This is a genomic window from Granulicella tundricola MP5ACTX9, from assembly GCF_000178975.2.
GTDB lineage: Bacteria > Acidobacteriota > Terriglobia > Terriglobales > Acidobacteriaceae > Edaphobacter > Edaphobacter tundricola.
In genome coordinates this window covers 620,723-636,632 of sequence record NC_015064.1, presented here as the reverse complement: position 1 = coordinate 636,632, position 15,910 = coordinate 620,723, and the positions used below count along the sequence as shown (strand labels likewise).

11 protein-coding genes and 1 tRNA gene are annotated in these 15,910 nt (G+C 60.3%); 7 read left to right on the top strand and 5 right to left on the bottom strand.

Translation table 11 applies throughout. The features are described 5' to 3' along the window. Window positions 1-254: 254 nt before the first annotated feature. The 6 genes from ACIX9_RS27270 (at window position 255) to ACIX9_RS02625 (ending at window position 8,694) form a co-directional block, all read left to right on the top strand. A complete protein-coding gene (locus ACIX9_RS27270) occupies window positions 255-2,711 on the top strand; it encodes an N-acetylmuramoyl-L-alanine amidase (protein ID WP_013578930.1) in 2,457 nt (818 codons plus the stop codon). 80 nt (window positions 2,712-2,791) lie between these two features. Further along, on the top strand, window positions 2,792-4,018 hold the full coding sequence (locus ACIX9_RS02645; protein WP_013578929.1) for a DUF6599 family protein: 1,227 nt from the start codon (window positions 2,792-2,794) through the stop codon (window positions 4,016-4,018). Window positions 4,019-4,370: 352 nt separating this feature from the next. Beyond that, complete coding sequence (locus tag ACIX9_RS02640) at window positions 4,371-5,828, top strand: glycoside hydrolase family 28 protein (protein ID WP_013578928.1); 1,458 nt, start codon at window positions 4,371-4,373, stop codon at window positions 5,826-5,828. A 134-nt stretch (window positions 5,829-5,962) separates the two neighbouring features. Further along, window positions 5,963-6,038: transfer RNA gene (locus tag ACIX9_RS02635), tRNA-Thr, on the top strand. Between the two features lie 326 nt (window positions 6,039-6,364). After that, window positions 6,365-7,579 carry a PstS family phosphate ABC transporter substrate-binding protein gene (locus tag ACIX9_RS02630; protein WP_013578927.1) on the top strand — a complete coding sequence of 405 codons (1,215 nt, stop codon included), beginning with the start codon at window positions 6,365-6,367 and terminating at the stop codon, window positions 7,577-7,579. A gap of 92 nt (window positions 7,580-7,671) precedes the next feature. Beyond that, on the top strand, window positions 7,672-8,694 hold the full coding sequence (locus ACIX9_RS02625; RefSeq protein WP_198152142.1) for a PstS family phosphate ABC transporter substrate-binding protein: 1,023 nt from the start codon (window positions 7,672-7,674) through the stop codon (window positions 8,692-8,694). Between the two features lie 26 nt (window positions 8,695-8,720). Here ACIX9_RS02625 and ACIX9_RS02620 read toward each other — a convergent pair whose 3' ends face one another. Both ACIX9_RS02620 and ACIX9_RS02615 read right to left on the bottom strand, forming a co-directional pair. Then, entirely contained in the window at window positions 8,721-10,121 is a 1,401-nt protein-coding gene (locus ACIX9_RS02620) for a sensor histidine kinase (RefSeq protein ID WP_013578925.1), read from the bottom strand. A gap of 136 nt (window positions 10,122-10,257) precedes the next feature. Then, the gene (locus ACIX9_RS02615; RefSeq protein ID WP_013578924.1) at window positions 10,258-11,676 is read right to left on the bottom strand and encodes a short-chain fatty acid transporter; all 1,419 of its coding nucleotides are present in this window, start codon (window positions 11,674-11,676) and stop codon (window positions 10,258-10,260) included. A gap of 257 nt (window positions 11,677-11,933) precedes the next feature. On the opposite strand from ACIX9_RS02615, the gene ACIX9_RS02610 reads away from it, so the two are divergent. Continuing rightward, entirely contained in the window at window positions 11,934-12,470 is a 537-nt protein-coding gene (locus tag ACIX9_RS02610; RefSeq protein ID WP_013578923.1) for a hypothetical protein, read from the top strand. 66 nt (window positions 12,471-12,536) lie between these two features. Here ACIX9_RS02610 and ACIX9_RS02605 read toward each other — a convergent pair whose 3' ends face one another. The 3 genes from ACIX9_RS02605 to ACIX9_RS02595 form a co-directional block, all read right to left on the bottom strand. Then, window positions 12,537-13,988 carry a sensor histidine kinase gene (locus ACIX9_RS02605; protein ID WP_013578922.1) on the bottom strand — a complete coding sequence of 484 codons (1,452 nt, stop codon included), beginning with the start codon at window positions 13,986-13,988 and terminating at the stop codon, window positions 12,537-12,539. After that, window positions 13,985-14,665 (bottom strand): response regulator, encoded by a 681-nt coding sequence (locus ACIX9_RS02600; protein WP_013578921.1) that lies wholly within the window; start codon window positions 14,663-14,665, stop codon window positions 13,985-13,987. Before ACIX9_RS02600 ends, ACIX9_RS02605 begins: the two co-directional genes overlap by 4 nt. A 202-nt stretch (window positions 14,666-14,867) precedes the next feature. Continuing rightward, the gene (locus ACIX9_RS02595) at window positions 14,868-15,881 is read right to left on the bottom strand and encodes a YncE family protein (RefSeq protein ID WP_013578920.1); all 1,014 of its coding nucleotides are present in this window, start codon (window positions 15,879-15,881) and stop codon (window positions 14,868-14,870) included. Between the last annotated feature and the right edge of the window lie 29 nt (window positions 15,882-15,910).

The window sequence follows — 15,910 nt, the reverse complement described above, 5'->3', positions numbered from 1 at the left end:
TTCGCCGATGCCCACCCTAACGACGATGAGACTGTCGTGAGGATGGGGCACACGACTTTTGTGGCGCTACTGGCTCCTGTGAGAGCGGTCGTTTGCTTCCGCAAACGATACCCCACCCTGTCCCACGATAAGACTGTGGTCCGAGGATGGGGCACCCGGGCTTGTATCGGATAAGACTTTTGTGGGGGTATCGGGTGGGGTGCCCGGAGACTGTTTTCACGGCGGGAGGGTGTGGGAGAACTTAAACTGAGGGAGTGAATGGGTTCCTTCGGTTTCGTGGGTTGGGTTTGGTTGCGGCGGTGTGCTGTTCGGTAACTGTGGCGGGGGCGAGGCCGGCTCCGCTGACGAAGTGGGACCGGGCGGTTGCGGATCGGCAGGCGTTTGAGGGGTTGGGTGCGGGGACTCGGAGCAAGCTTGGGTATAACCGGGTGATGGATGAGTTTCGGGCGATCTACCACTCGAACCCGGCAGACGGTCATGCGCCGGATGCGATCTATGCGGTGGCGGAGTTGCTGGCGGAGCAGGGTCGTGAGCTGCATGATGAGGGAAGTCTGCGGGCGGCGGTGGCGCAGTTCGAGTTTCTAAGGAAGCAGTATCCGGGGAGTGGGCTGAGGACGAATGCGCTGCTGGCTGAAGGGCGGATCGACGAGACGGATCTGGGGGATGCGGCGGGGGCTAAGGAACGGTTTGCGCTGGTGGTGAAGGAAGCTCCGCGGAGTGAGAGTGCGGGGGTTGCTCGGGCGGAGTTGGTTACGCTTCGGGCGGGTGCTGGGGCGGGTCCCACTCATCGCGATACGGCTGCGATGAATGGGGCACGGAGTGGTTCTTCTGCTGCCAAACCGGAGCCTGCTGTGACGGGGTTGAGGCTGACGGAGGAGAATGCGCGGTTGGTGGAGGGGGGAGATGCAGGTTCCTCCGCTGGGCTGCGGAATGACAAACCAATCGGGGTGCGGAATGATGCGCCGAAGGTGGATTCGGTTCCTGTGTTGGAGACCCACGTCCCAGAGGCGGGACATGGGGCACCCATTGTTCCGGTGCGTAAGGGGGCTTTGGCGCAGGTGACAGGGATTCGGCACTGGTCTACGCCGACTTATACGAGGGTGGCGATCGACCTGGGGGATGAGGTTACATTTGAGGCGGCAAGGGTGCCGCATCCGGATCGGATCTACTTCGACCTGTATGGGGCGAGGCTGGCGCAGGAGCTTGTGGGGAAGAGCTTCGATGTGACCGACGATGGGTTCTTGAAGAAGATCAGGGCGGCGCAGGCTACGGGGGATGTGACTCGGGTGGTGCTGGATGTGAATGATGTGACGGAGTACTCGGCGTTTCTGCTGCCGAATCCTTATCGGCTGATTATTGATATTCATGGTGGGTCAGGTGGTGGTGCGGGTGCTCCGGCCAAGGCCAAGGCTCCGGTGGATGAGGTTGCGGAGGTGCCGGTGGCTCCGGCGGCGGCGAAGACGGCTAGTGCTGCGGCGAATCGGTCTGGGTTGCCGGCTATGGCTCCTACGGATGGAGGGGACGCTGTGCGGCTTCCGGGTGGAAGTGGTCGAGCTTCGCTCGAGGCCCACCCTAACGGCGATGAGACCGCCGTGAGGATGGGGCACACGACTTTTTCTCAGACTCCGAACTCATCTTCGGCTCCGACCTCTGCTGCTCCTGCTCCATCCAGTGTTCCGGCTCCGCGGACGGGGACGGTGGCTCGGTCTACGGTGGCGAGGCCGGTGCCGAACACGGTGGCAGTGAAGGCTCCGGCGAATGCGACGGAGGTGGCGGCGGTGAGCGAGGCTCCGGGGCGGGTTGATGCTACTTCTGCTCCTACTTCGCGGCCGATTGTGGCGAATGTGCCGGTGCCTCGGGATGTTTCTTTGGGGACGAATACGGTGGGGACTTCGACGAAGAGATCGCGGAAGGCTGCGGCGGGGAGCGATCTGGATGCGGCTCCGGCTCGGGCGGCGGAGAAGACGGCGGATGGGGAGACGAGCCTGGTGCGGGCGCTGGGGTTGAAGATCGGGCGGATCGTGATCGACGCGGGGCATGGGGGGCATGACTCGGGGACGCTGGGGGTAGACGGGATTCAGGAGAAGGATGTGGTGCTCGACGTGGCGCTGCGGCTGGGCAAGCTGCTGCATGAGCGGCTGGGGGCGGAGATCATCTATACGCGGAGTGACGATACGTTTATTCCGCTGGAGACGCGGACGGCGATTGCGAACAAGGCGCAGGCGGATCTGTTTCTTTCGATCCATGCGAACAGCTCGCAGGACGAGACGGCTCGGGGGGTGGAGACGTACTACCTGAACTTCACTTCCGATCCGACGGCGCTGGATGTGGCGGCAAGAGAGAACGCTGTCAGTGGGCAATCGATCCATCAGTTGAGCGACCTGGTGAAGAAGATTACGTTGAAGGACAAGATTGCGGAGAGCCGGGAGTTTGCCGGGGATGTGGAGGGGTCGCTGTATGGCGGGCTGGCCAAGGGGAATGAGGGGCTGAAGAATCGCGGGGTGAAAAAGGCTCCGTTTGTGGTGCTGATCGGTGCGAATATGCCTTCCGTGCTGGCGGAGATCTCGTTTGTGACGAATGGGAAGGATGCGGCACAGTTGCGGCGGCCGGAGTATCGGGAGCGGGTGGCGGAGAGCCTCTATAACGGCGTGGCGAAGTATGAGAGCGGGCTTGGGACGAAGGTGCCGGTGGTGAGGGCTTCGGCGCAGTAGTACAGGTGCTTACTTGTGGGGCTTGGTGGTAGTCTCATGGTTCTATGGGGCTCTTTTCTTCGGTTTTCGGTAGGAACTTGATGTTGGCGGCTGTGGGGGCTGCTGGTTTGCTGTCGGGTGGGGCTGGGGCGCAGCAGGCCCCTGCAAATTCTGGGACGATGCTGGTGATGGCTCCGCTTCCCCTGCTGCCGCAGAAGCTGGCCGGGATGACGCTGGCGCAGACGGCGGCGGGTGTGGCGACGGATGCTACGGCGCAGGAGTTCTCGGCTGACTGCTCTGCGCTGCCGATGAATCCTCCTCCGAGTGCCGGTGGGAGTGGGGTTACTTGCGCGGCTGTTTTGAAGGAAGACGGGCTGACGCGGTTTGCGAGCGGGAGCTACGCTCGCGCGGCGGGTGCTCCGGTGGGGGTGCTGGCGCTGGAGTTTGGGGATGCTACGGGGGCTTACAGCGCTTATACGTTCTACCGGTCGCTGATGAAGGCTCCGCGGGTGACGGGGGGCGATGCGCGGGTGGGGAAGGCGGCTGAGACGAGCTCCGATGCGGATGGGTCTGTCGCCTGGGCAGGGACGGCGATAGTGCGGGTGACGGGGCGTGTGGCTCCGAATGAGCTGACGGCGATTGTGTCTGCGCTGCCGAAGGTCGGTGGACGGCGTGGGATTGCGCCGCTGCTGCCTACGCTGCTGCCGGAGAAGGGGCTGGAGGCTGCAACGGCCAGGTATGCGCTGGGGGCGGCGGGCTATAAGGCGATGAATGGGGTGCTGCCGGCGGAGATGCTCGACTGGAGCAAGAGCACTGAGGCGATCACGGCGGGCTACTCGGCTGGCGGCAAGGGCACGGTGACGCTGCTGATGTATCCGACGCCGCAGATTGCGGGTGATCGCGGGCGGGCGGTGGTGAAGTACATCAACGACACCGGGCCGGCGCAGTTCGGCACGGTGAAGATGCGGCGGGTCGGGCCGCTGGTGGGGCTGACGACCGGCGGCCTGGGGGCGACGCAGGCGCAGGAGTTGATGACGGCGCTGCACCTGAGCCAGGATCTGAGCTTCGATAAGCCGATGCCGCTGGAGTTCCATGCGGAGATCCGGAAGACGGCTACGCTGCTGCAGAGCATTGCGATCTTCTGCGGGATCGGGACGCTGGCTGCGATTGTGCTGGGGGTGTTCCTGGGGGGTGCCAGGGCCGGGATTCGGGTGCTGCAGGGCAAGCCCGCGCACAGCGATCCTGAGTTCCTGACGATCGACCTGCGGGACAAGCCGAAGGGATTCTTTGCCAAGAAGGATGAGCCGAAGAGTGGGGCTGTCAGCTAACCGAGGGCCATTTGCACCGGGGTTGGTGCAGGAAATTGGCTAAGCGTCTCATAAGAGGCGAGTTGACCTCTATTATGCACGGGTTAGAGCGAAAGTAAAGCGAATAAAAGTGGTGAAAGATTACCTTCTGGTGAACAGGTAACCCTATTCTTTTGTTGATGTTGCATCACTGACGTTTTGACCTTGACACTGGATTTTGCCGCTTCTAGTATTTCGCCAGAAAGTTCTGATGGCTTTGCCTCCGTTGGAACTATTCTCCCTAAGAAGAGGCCGCCCTGTTGCCGGGCGGCCTCTTCGTCTTTTATGGTCCTCAAAGCGTCATTGCTGGAGACGGGTTTTGACAGGAGAACGGATGCGCTTTGGATTGATCGGTTTAGCTGGACTGATGACGGTGGGCGGCGTGGCCGTGGCGCAGGATACAAGGTTTGTGAAGGAGCCGGTGATCCCTGCGAGCTGCGTGGTCCTGGGGGCGAAGCTGCAGGCCGTGAAGGACCATCTGGCGGACGCTGACGAGGGCAAGCTGGACACGGAGCGTATCCAGAAGGCGATGGACGGCTGCAAGACCGGGCAGGCGGTGGAGCTGAAGACGATGGGGGAGAGCAACGCGTTCCTGACGGGGCCGCTGGAGCTGCGGAGCGGGGTGACGCTGCTGGTGGATGAGGGGGTGACGCTGTATGGCTCGCGCGATCCAAAGGTCTACGAGATGAGGCTGCCGGATGCGAAGCCGGGCGACCCGATCAAGTGCGGGACTTCCCTGCCGCGGCCGGGACAGTTTGGGCAGGAGGCGGGGATGGCGCAGGTGGCGGGTCTGCGGCGCGGCGGTTGCAGGCCGCTGATCTCCGCGACGAATGTGACGGACGCGGCGATCATGGGGGATGGGACGATCGACGGGCGAGGCTATGCGAAGCTGCTGGGCAAGGACTTCAGCTGGTGGGAGATGGCCAGGAAGGCGGAGCCGAAGGACGATATTTACTTTTCCACGCGGCTGCTGGTGGCGAGCCATGCGGATGGGCTCATCCTGTACCGGGTGACGCTGCACAACTCGCCCAACTTCCATGTGGCTGTGAATCAGACGAACGGGTTCACGGCGTGGGGAGTGCATCTGCTGACGCCGGTGGATAAGACGCTGGATGCGCGGAATACGGATGGGATCGATCCGGGCAGTTCAACCAATGTGACGATTGCACATAGCTGGATCGATAACGGGGACGACAACATTGCGATCAAGGCCAATGTGAAGCACATGAGCGTGCTGGATAATCACTTTTATACCGGGCATGGGATGTCGATCGGCTCCGAGGCGACGGGTGACGAGTTCATCCTGGTGGATGGGCTGACGGAGGATCACACGACCAGCGGGATCAGGATCAAGAGCAATGTGACTCGCGGCGGGTATGACCATGACCTGACGTATAAGAACATCTGCATGCGCGGGGTGAAGAATCCGATTGCCATCTCGCCTTATTACACGAACCAGACGACGGAGGGCTTTGTGGACCCGGGGTATACGGGGACGAAGATTCCGGACTACAAGAAGATTCGGTTGGAGAATATCTACGCGACTACGCCGGGGGATGTGCTGATTGCGGGGCTGAATGACGATCACCGGACGGAGATTACGCTGAAGGGCGTGCAGGTGGCCGGGATTACGGCTGCACAGACGCACCTGGCGTTTGTGGATATCGCGCTGGAAGGTGCGGGGAGCAACCTGAACCTGACGGGGGGCAAGGGTGTGAAGGTCACTGGGGTTGCTGAGGGGAAGGGTGGATCGACTGACGCTTGTGCGAATGTGTTTGTGCCGATGCGGTAGAGAGCAGAGCAAGGCGTAACGAGGATAAGAACGATCAAAGCAGGATAAGAGGGGAACCCTGGGAGTCTGGGCTTCCCTTTTTATCGTTTGGGATTTTGCGGAATTGGGTTGGGACGGTAGAATGGCTGAGGCAGGCCGATGTAGCTCAGTTGGTAGAGCAACTGATTCGTAATCAGTAGGTCAGCGGTTCAACTCCGCTCATCGGCTCCATTCCCTTCAACAATTAGATAGACCCCTTCCATACCCTCCCGCGGATTGGTTGCGGGGCAATTTCCCTGTCATGGGCTGCTTTCAGGCTGTCCGGGGTGCCGCTGCCGCGGCGCGTTGGTTGACGTTGCGCCCAAGGGTTCGGGATCGGTGGGATAGGCGTGGATGTTATCCCAGAGTGCCACTGCCCGCGCGAAGCAGTTCTTATCCGGCTTTCAGACGATCTTAATGTGGCAAGCCTAGCTTCTGCCGAGTAACCGCAAAGCAGTTGGATTGCGCGGTCAAATCGAGGCAACATCCTGGACTCAACCCTCATGTTTCGGAGCCGTATGAATCAGATCTCACACGTTGATCAATGCAACTCGCCCACCACAGTGCGACGGTTGGGGCGAGCGGCGTTCTGCTGCTCGTTAGCGTTTCTCTCAGCGGCTGCTTTCGGTCAAAAGACCGGACACGCGGCGCTGGTGGACCCCAGCCTGCCGAAGTACACCTCTGAACCGGTGACGCCGCCCAAGCCCGGCGACCGTGGATATGTGATGCCGGACGGATCGATCCGCATCGTGGGCTTCGACGATATGGCGGGTATGGTGGATCGCTGGGACAAGCTCTTCACCAGCACCCATGCCAACGTCAAGTTCACGCCGATCCTGAAAGGGAATGGGACAGGCATCCCAGCAATCACCTACGACATGTCGCTGCTCGCGCCGGAGGGCGGCGGCGCTACCCTGCTGGACCTGTTGCCGTACGAGAAGATCTACGGCTCCAAGAAAGACCCGGTCGCCGCGCTGATCATCCGGGTTGCGCATGGATCGCTGAACCCCACGGCCAAGATGAGTCCGCTGGGGATCATCGTCAACAAGAGCAATCCCATCAAGTCGCTGACGTTGGCGCAGGTCGCTTCGATGTTCTCGACTGGAAGCGGCAGCGGCGACGTGACCGGGTGGAGCCAGATCGGCATGGGCGGCTCGTTCGCTGAAAAACCCATCCACCCGGTTGGACTTTATTACGACGCCTACCAGCGCCCTGAGGACGACCACATGGGCGAGTACATGATGTACCGGAAGATGGGTAAGTTTCCGGGCTCCGTCTTCTCGCCGCGTTATGAGCAGTTCCTCCATTACGACGACGTGGTGAAGTCGGTCGCGGGCGATCCGCTTGCGATCGGGATCGTCGCCTTGAACAAGGTGAACAGCTCTGTGCGTGTGGTGCCGATGGTGGGCAACGACGGGCACACGTTGACCACCGGCACCGTCAAGGAGTTGATGGCGAATGAATATCCCTATGAGCGGGACCTGTATCTCTACATCCGGCGCGAGCCTGGTACACCGCTTGATCCGCTGGTCAAAGAGTACGTCAGGCTGGCACTTTCAAAGGCGGGCCAGGAGGCGGTGGCCCAGGACGCAAAGGGTTATCTTCCACTGAATGCGGCCGACGCCAAGAAGGAGCTTGAAAAGCTGGATCGCGCCAGCACCTGGGCACCCCGCTCCAAGCAAGGCCCCAAGTTGAACTTCCCCTTTCCTTCTCCCGAACCTGAGGATCAATAGATATGCCACGCGCACTCTCTGTTTTTGTCACGCCAGCCTCGTTCAGCAAAACTACACTCCGCCTTGCGGGATGCGCAGCCTCGGTGCTTCTGATGCTGAGCGCCGCGGCCCAGGCGCAGACCGATATCACGCAGCTTCCCTATACCTCCAAGCATGTGACCGTACCCGCCGATCGTCCTTATACTGTGGCTCCGAATACGGCGTTCGTGGCCGGCAACGACGTTCTCATTCCGCTGTTCGACAAGCTGGATAAGCGCTGGGCCGAAGTTGAGCCCGACGTTCACTTCAAAAAGATCATGATGGGCTCGACACTCTCGGTGGAAGGCCTGGTGTCGGAGAAGTCTGCGTTCGGGCCGATCGGCCGTGGCAATCGCCGGCCTGAGGAGGACTACTTCACCCAGCGCTTCGGTTACGCTCCGACGTATCTGAAGATCGGGTATGACAGCAACCCGAACAACAAGCTTTCTACCGGCATCTGGGTCAACGCGAGCAATCCCATCAAATCGATCACGCTGGCGCAGGCTGCAGCCATCTTCACCACCGGCAGCGGCACTGGCGATATCACGCACTGGTCGCAGCTTGGCGTGGAAGGCGAGTTTGGCGAAGTGCCGATCCATCCGTATGTGACGCGAGATACCTCCGCCATTCTGGCGATGATCGACGAGATGCGCGACAAGTTCGGCGGTCGCCCCTTCACGTCACAGGTGGAGTGGCTGCCAACGGAAGAGGCGGCCATCAACTCCGTCGCGCAAGATGCCTTCGGCATGGTGCTGATGGACTACTGGAACAACGTTGCCGTGATGAAAGGCGTCACGACCTGGAAGCATCTACCTGATTTCGGTCCTCGCATCAAGTTCGTGCCGATGGCTTATGAGGCCGGTGGCACGCTCTCCGATGGCACGTTGACCGGACCACTGCATCCCATGGCTTCGGCCATCGGCATCAACATCAACAGGGTGCCGGGTAAACCGCTCGATCCATGGCTCAAGGCGTACTGCGAGTTCCTGCTCTCCAAGGATGTGCAGGATATTATCGGCTCGCCGGAGATGCGTAAGGTGGGCTTCCGTCCGCTCCAGCCCGGAGAGGCCGCTGAAGAGCTGAAAAAGATCGAGTAAGCTACCACGCAAAACTGGTCACTCCGCTAAGCCGACGACGGCTGGCGGAGTCGCAGTTTAAGCGTCACTGTAGTGCCTACTGCAACCGTACTCGCAATGGAGATGCTTCCCCCGGCTCCGTCCACGATGGACTTGCAGACCGCAAGCCCAAGGCCGGTGCCGCCTGTTTCGCGGCTGCGAGAGACGTCCTCTCGATAAAACCTCTCATAGACATGCGGAAGCGCCGCTGCGGAGATGCCCGCACCGTGATCTTCGACCTGCAGCAGAACTGTCTTGTCCTCAACGCGGCACCTGACCTCAACCTGCGATCCATGCGGGCTATGCTGGATTGCGTTCGTCAGGAGATTGGAGAGCAGTACCTCCGCCTTCTCCGGGCTCATGCCGGTGAACGCGTCCCCAGCCGCATCGAGGAGAAGGTGAACGCCACGCATCTCCGCATAATTGGTCAACGTGGAGACCACTGTTGCAGCCGGGATCGCCAGGTCTGTGAGCTCGACCTCGCGGCCTCTCTCTTCCATCCGCGCGAGGAGCAACATCTGCTCAACCAGATCCTCCACGCGGCGGTTGTCCTTCAAGAGAACCTCAAGCCCCCGTGCATACTCCTCACGCGACCGGCTGCGCAGCATGAGCAGTTGGATGGAAGACCGGACGACCGCAACCGCGGTCTTCAGTTCGTGCGCGGCATCACCCACAAAGTTGCGCTCATACGCCAGCGCCAGGCGTAGGCCTGTGATGGCGGTCGTCAGCGTTTGTGCCAGGGGACGCAGCTCCAACAAGCGCAGCGCGGAGGCTGGGGCTTCAAACTGGGGTGCTGATACCGAGACGGCGGCTGCCTTATCGGCCAGCTCCTGAATAGGATGGAGGATGCGCCGCAGCAGCACGACCAGGATGAGGGTTGTCAGCAGGAAGCCCACAAGACTGACTGCGAAGTAGAAAGCGGCAGCCTCCCTGATCTCATGGCCGATGTGCTCCGTGTTTGCCGCGTAGAGGATCGTGACGCGGCGAACGACCGGAGAGTTTGTATCGGAGCGGTCCAATACGCGGGCTGCGCTGCGCTGTAGGATGCGATACGGATGACCATGAACGATCTCATCGGAGAATCCATCGGCTTTCCGCTGGATCAACGCTGACGGGGCATTGGGCGATGACGACACCAAGCCACCATCCAGGTTGTACACGGCATATGCATCGCCCGCCTGCGGATGCACCTCAGAATCATCCATCCGCAACGGGTCGGCGGGGTCCTCAGCATCCTGGATTGTCGCGAGGACAGAGTCAGAGCGCCCCTTTAACATCGCGTCGAAGGCATGACGGCGAGTATGCCTTTCATGCTCCAGCGCAGTGACGGAGAAGGCGAGGACACAAAGCAGCTCCGCGCCCAGAACAACCAGAATGGTCTGCCGGACAAGTGAATGCGGGCTCAGCATATCTCCACCTCACTGCCGCCCAGCCTGTCTCCGCGCATCCTGACTCCTTGCCCAGATCGCAGGCTTGGGACCACGCTGCCGGGTCAACCTTAGGCACTGCTGAAAAAAGCACTGCTGAGAAGCAGATGCGTTCGACTTACTGCGCTGCGGGAACCAAGAGCAAGAGCGATGCTCCGAAGACGACGAGCGAGATCAGGAAGGTGACGACCATGAATCCCATCATGCGGCGCATGCGGATGCCCGCAATGGCAAGGATGGGAAGCGCGAAGAATGGTTGCAGCATGTTCGCGACGGACTCGCCCATTGCGACGGCCATCGTTGTTCCCGCAAGGGATGCGTGGAGGTTCTGCGCGGCAGGAATCGCAAACGGACCCTGTACCGCCCAGTGACCTCCGCCGCTGGGCACAAAGAGCGTAATGACCAACGACGTGAGGTAGGTAAAGAATGGGAGCGTATGCGCCGTGGAGTATCGGATGAAGATCTTCGACAGCACGGCGGCCAGCCCCGTAGTTGTAATAATCCCCATCAAGCCTCCATAGAGCGGATACTGCAACACCAGGGGCCCGGAGATGCGTGCCGCATGCTTGACCGCGGCTACATACGCCGCCGGCCTCCAGTGCAGCAGGAGCCCCAGCATCAACAGGACGATGATGACGGAGTTCAGGTCCACCGCGCCGTGCGTACGCTTGAACTCCATGGCCAGCGCAAAGAAACCGAACAGCGCAAGCAGGACGTTCAGGATCCAGGCATGATCCAGCCGTGCGCCAAAGGTATCGGGCGCCTCAAGGATGGGCTTCTGCTGATCCTCTGCACGCAGCCTCTCCGGGTCAGCGTATAGCGTGGCCTCAGGCGTGGGCGCCAGATAACGGAATACGATGGGCAGCACGATCAAGAGAACGGCGATGGGGACGAGATTGAACGTCGTGAAGACAGTCTGCGAGAGGGGCAGGCCGTGTCCGGTCACCTTCTCCACGATGTTAAGCGCGGAGCCGTGCGTCGCCTGCGAGAGCGCAATCGATCCGGAGAGTCCTTCCGTAGAGATGACGAAGCCGCTGTAAGCAGCCGCGACCAGCCAACCGAAGTCGACCTTGACTCGCTTGGCTATCTCCCGCGCGATGAGCGCAGCGGTGACGAGTCCCAGCCCCCAGTTCAACCAGGATGCGAGCATACCGACGACGATCGTAAGCGAGATGGCGGAGGCAGGCGTCGTAGCCAGGGAAGCGATGCGTGCGAGCAGACGATGCACCGGTGGCGCGGTGGCGAGAGCGTAACCCGCAACCAACATGATCACCATCTGGAACGCAAAGGTGAACAATGCGAAGATACCCGCGTACCACGCCCCCACGATGCTGACGGGGGTGGCATTTGGCGCAAGCCACCAGGCCAGCGCCGCGCCCACAAACGTCAACAGGACGGCGAAGACGAAAGGGTCCGGCATGAGGTTTTCAAAGAGGTAGACCGAGACTGCGGTGCAGCGCCCAAGCAGTGTCTGCTTCGTAAAGGTCGGTTCCTGGATCGAAGGCGTAACACTCTGATGCATGGTCTCAGTCTTCACAGATGGCTCTTTCCTGCGATGAATCGCCGGCGGGTTTAGCATTTGGAATGCGTTCTACACTCTCTCCGTAAGGAATGAAGGCGGAGTGAATCGAAGATGAAGAAATCTTATCCCGACTGGCATTTGCGTCGCGGATGTGGGTTAATCGCTTTTCATTCATGCTTCATGGATGCTTCACACCATGTGCCGTAAATGGGATGGCGTCATCTCACGCACCGCCGATCTGTTCCGGCAAGAAAGTTTTGAGGAGTCTACCCATGAAGAAGCCGCACGCCATCTTGACCCTGGCCGCAGTCGCTGTACTCAACCTCTCTGTGTACGCCGCGACAGCGTGCGCACAGGAAACCCGGGAGCAGGCCGCCGCCCATCTCCGTAAGCCGGAAACCAAGGAGATGGACCCGACCTTCACCACCGCGGCGCCGTTTGCGCAGAAACTGGTCGATGAGGCGCTGGCCAAACATCCCGAGGTTCTCCTGCTTGCGCTCCACGCCGGCGCACCGAAATACGATATCGTCGCTTCTAACTTTGGACGGATCGGCAAGTTGGGGGATGAGGACGACCTCCGCTGCATTCACACCGGCAAGGATAATCTCGAGGTCAATAAGGAAGGCATCCACTTTGAGGATCAGACTCCGCTGCGCGATCAGTCCGGCAAAATCATCGGGGCCATCGGCATTGTCTTCAGCTACAAGCCGGGTGACGACAAGATGAAGCTGCAGGCCATCGCGAAACAGATCCAGGCAGAGATGAAGGCAGACATTCCGAGCTCAAAGCGTCTCTTTGGCCCGGCATAAGATACGGCGCTGATACAAATGAGCCGGCCTCGGATCTCCCGAAGCCGGCTCTTTCCTGTTTGCTGCTCAGCCGACGAGTTGCTCCGCGGGAGCGGGAATCGTGGACAAGGGTGAGGATAGCAACAGCGGCAGCATGACCCGCATCGTCGTTCCCTCCCCGTCCTTGCTCGTCACGGTGATGTTTCCTCCATGCGCATGGCAGATCGCCTTCACAATCGATAGTCCAAGCCCCGTTCCGCCGCTGATCCGCGCTCGCACCTTATCCACGCGGTAGAAGCGATCGAAGACGTGGGGCAGCGCCTCGGGCGGAATCCCAATTCCCGTATCGCGGATCTCGATGGACGCCATCTTCCCTGTCGCCGCGGTCGTCACGATAATCTTTCCGCCATCCGTGGTGTACTTGATCGCATTGTCGATCAGGTTGACCATCACCTGCTTGATCCGCGAAGAATCGGCCATCACCATGAGCGGCCGCGTCTCAATCTCCAGGCCGATGTTCTTCTCTTCGGCAAGCAGATGCATCTGCTCCACTGTCCAGCGGCAAAGCTCGCTCACGTCTGTGGGGAGAGTGTTGATTGAGTCGGCGCCAGAGTCGAGCCGCGCAATCGCCAGCAGGCTCTCGACAATCTTCGACATTCGACTGATCTCATCCAGCGCGCTGAACACGGAGACCCGCGTTGCCGAATCGACCTCAGTGTCCAGCAGGACCTGCTCAAGCTCGCCGCGCATGATCGTCAGGGGGGTTCGGAGCTCATGGGATACATCTGCCGAGAACCTGCGGTTGTGGCTCAGCGCATCTTCAAGGCGCGTAATCATACGGTTCAGCGAAAGCGCCAGCCGCTCCATCTCATCGCCTGTGTCGCTCACCGGAAGCCGCTCTCCGAGTGCTGAGATGCCGATGTGTTCCGCTCTTTCCGTTAGCGTCACCAAGGGCTGGAGGGGACCCGTCATTAACATCGTTCCGCCAATGGCAGCGCCTATCAGGATCAATGGCGTCAGCAGCAGCACGATATCCAACATGCTCGAAAGCACCCGCTGCATGGGCGCAAGCGATACCCCCGTCTCAATCCAGTACTCCGTTCCAGCCGAAGTCTTGTAAGGCATTGCGTAAATCAGAAGATGATTGGAGTTCTCCTGCACCTGTGTACGGAAGGATGCAGCCATCGCGCCCGCTGGAGCCGGCGGGACCTTGGATGCTTCAATGATCGGCTCTCGCGTATCCCCAGATTTATACAGCACCGGCCCATTCCTGCGCGTGATACGGATAAAGCGGCCGCTCAGCTCAGGCGCGTACGCTTCGACGATCTCGCCTTCCATCCACACCGCACCCTTGGCCTCTTCATGCGCCACAAAGGTGGTCCCGATGGCGTTCGCCTCGCCGGACAAGGTGGTCTCAAGCGATGTTCTCAGGTAGTTCTCCACGCCCAGGTACAGCGCGACGCCGAAGACGACCAGCGCAGCGGCGAGCATGCTGACGTACCAGGTCACCACCCGCGCACGCAGCGTGTTGAGTCTCACTGCTCTCCGCCCGCACGGATCATATAGCCTGAGCCCCGCACGGTTCGGATCAGCTTGATAATGTGGCCGTCGTCAACCTTGGCGCGCAGATGCCGTACATACACATCCACGATGTTGGTGATGCCATCAAAGCTCTGGTCCCACACATGCTCAATGATCATGTTGCGCGAAAGAACGCGCTCCGCATTTTGCATCAGGTACTCCAGCAGGGAGTACTCCTTCGCCGTCAGTTCAATGCGCTTACCCGCGCGCTTGACCTGCTGCGTCAGACGGTCCAGTTCCAGTTCGCCCACCGTCATGGTACTGGAGCGATTGACGGGTCCGCGACGCAGGAGAGCCTTGGACCGAACCAGCAACTCCGCAAAGGCGAAGGGCTTGGTGAGGTAGTCGTCCGCGCCGTTCTCAAACATACGAACCTTGTCTTCGACCGAGTCCCGCGCCGTCAGCATCAGCACGGGAACACAGGTGTTGGTGCGACGGATCCGCTGAAGGATCTCACCGCCATCCATTCGCGGAAGCATCATGTCCAGGATGATCAGGTCGTAAGGAAAGGCCTGGGCCAATTCCAACCCCTCCCGGCCGTCCGCACTTACATCTACCGCGTACCGCTCTGCGACCAATCCACGCTGCACAAAGCTGGACACCTTCGGTTCGTCTTCTACGACCAAAATCCGCATGGTAATAACCTTTCGCACATCCTGGAAAGAGTCTTCATGCCATCTTCAGCACGGCTGCTTTCAAGTCTTGAAACGCTGCTCCCCAAGGAACGTGGGAAGCCTAAACCCTGCGTGATACAAAGCGCAACGACTTCGTGCTCTAGACCAATAACTGACAAAACCCGCTCCCGGAGGGAACGGGTCTCATCCTGACAGACCGGCCTTACGGAAGCTGAAAGGTCAGCACCTTCGCCACGTTCTTGGTGTCGCCCGGCGACGCCGCGACCAGCATCTTCTTCATGTCTGGCAGCAGGACGGCCGTCTTCGCACCTGGGGCGCTGAGCACCTTCGCAATCATCTTTACCGAGTTCGGATTCGACGTGTCGTAGACACCGATGTATCCCTCACCACCTGGTACATAAAAGCGGTGGGAGGGGATGTCCAACATCACTTCATCCGCGCGCAGCGGAGCCGGCGCTGTGCTTACCACCGCCCCCGTATCGCTGTTCATGACGACCACCATGCCGGGATCACGGCACACGACGTAGAGGCGCTTGGCGGCTTCGTCAAACGCAACCATCGCATTACCCTTTGCAGGAGGCACGGGCCACTCCGCAATCTCCTTCATCGTCTTACGATTGACCACAGCCAGCTTGTTTGTCTGCGCCAGGTTGATGAAGAGCCGGTCGCCACCCTTTTCAATCGCCATCGCCTCAACGTGGTTATCGTTGAACTTGATCTCGCTCAGTTTCTTGCCGGTGTCCGGGTTGATGGCCTCAATCTCCGCCGTGGTCATCTTGACGTCCTTGCCGCCCGTCACGACGTACCAGATGTTGGCCACCGCGTCATAGCCTGCTGAATCGGCACCCGGCGTCAACGTCACGGAGCCATTCTTTTCATACGTCTCCGCATTCAGCACAGAGGTCATCTGATCGCTGTCCGTCACGAGAATGTTTGAGGACGAGGGGCGGATCAGAATCGTGTGCGGCGCTCCGAACCCCTTGATCGTCTTCAGGTGATCGCCCGTCTTCAGATCGAAGATCTCCAGGGTTGCATGATCCTCGGCCGCCAGGAGAAATCGTCCGCGCTGGCGATCAATCGCAAAGTGGTCGAAGTCTCCCGAGTAACCCGGCAGGGTCACCGTCTTGACCAGCTTCAAGGGCGCATTCCCCTGACCGAACGCACTGGCCGTGGTCATGGCCGTCAACAGCAACGATCCCGCAAATAGCTTCTTCATCAAATCTCCCTCAAGGCTGTCAGGTTGGT

Bases quoted from the DNA above. Each gene is read 5' to 3' on its own strand.
- ACIX9_RS02600 (WP_013578921.1), bottom strand. From the start codon at position 14,665: ATGCGGATTTTGGTCGTAGAAGACGAACCGAAGGTGTCCAGCTTTGTG.
- ACIX9_RS02625 (WP_198152142.1), top strand. From the start codon at position 7,672: ATGCTGAGCGCCGCGGCCCAGGCGCAGACCGATATCACGCAGCTTCCC.
- ACIX9_RS02610 (WP_013578923.1), top strand. From the start codon at position 11,934: ATGAAGAAGCCGCACGCCATCTTGACCCTGGCCGCAGTCGCTGTACTC.
- ACIX9_RS02620 (WP_013578925.1), bottom strand. From the start codon at position 10,121: ATGCTGAGCCCGCATTCACTTGTCCGGCAGACCATTCTGGTTGTTCTG.
- ACIX9_RS02595 (WP_013578920.1), bottom strand. From the start codon at position 15,881: ATGAAGAAGCTATTTGCGGGATCGTTGCTGTTGACGGCCATGACCACG.
- ACIX9_RS02640 (WP_013578928.1), top strand. From the start codon at position 4,371: ATGCGCTTTGGATTGATCGGTTTAGCTGGACTGATGACGGTGGGCGGC.
- ACIX9_RS02645 (WP_013578929.1), top strand. From the start codon at position 2,792: ATGTTGGCGGCTGTGGGGGCTGCTGGTTTGCTGTCGGGTGGGGCTGGG.
- ACIX9_RS02630 (WP_013578927.1), top strand. From the start codon at position 6,365: ATGAATCAGATCTCACACGTTGATCAATGCAACTCGCCCACCACAGTG.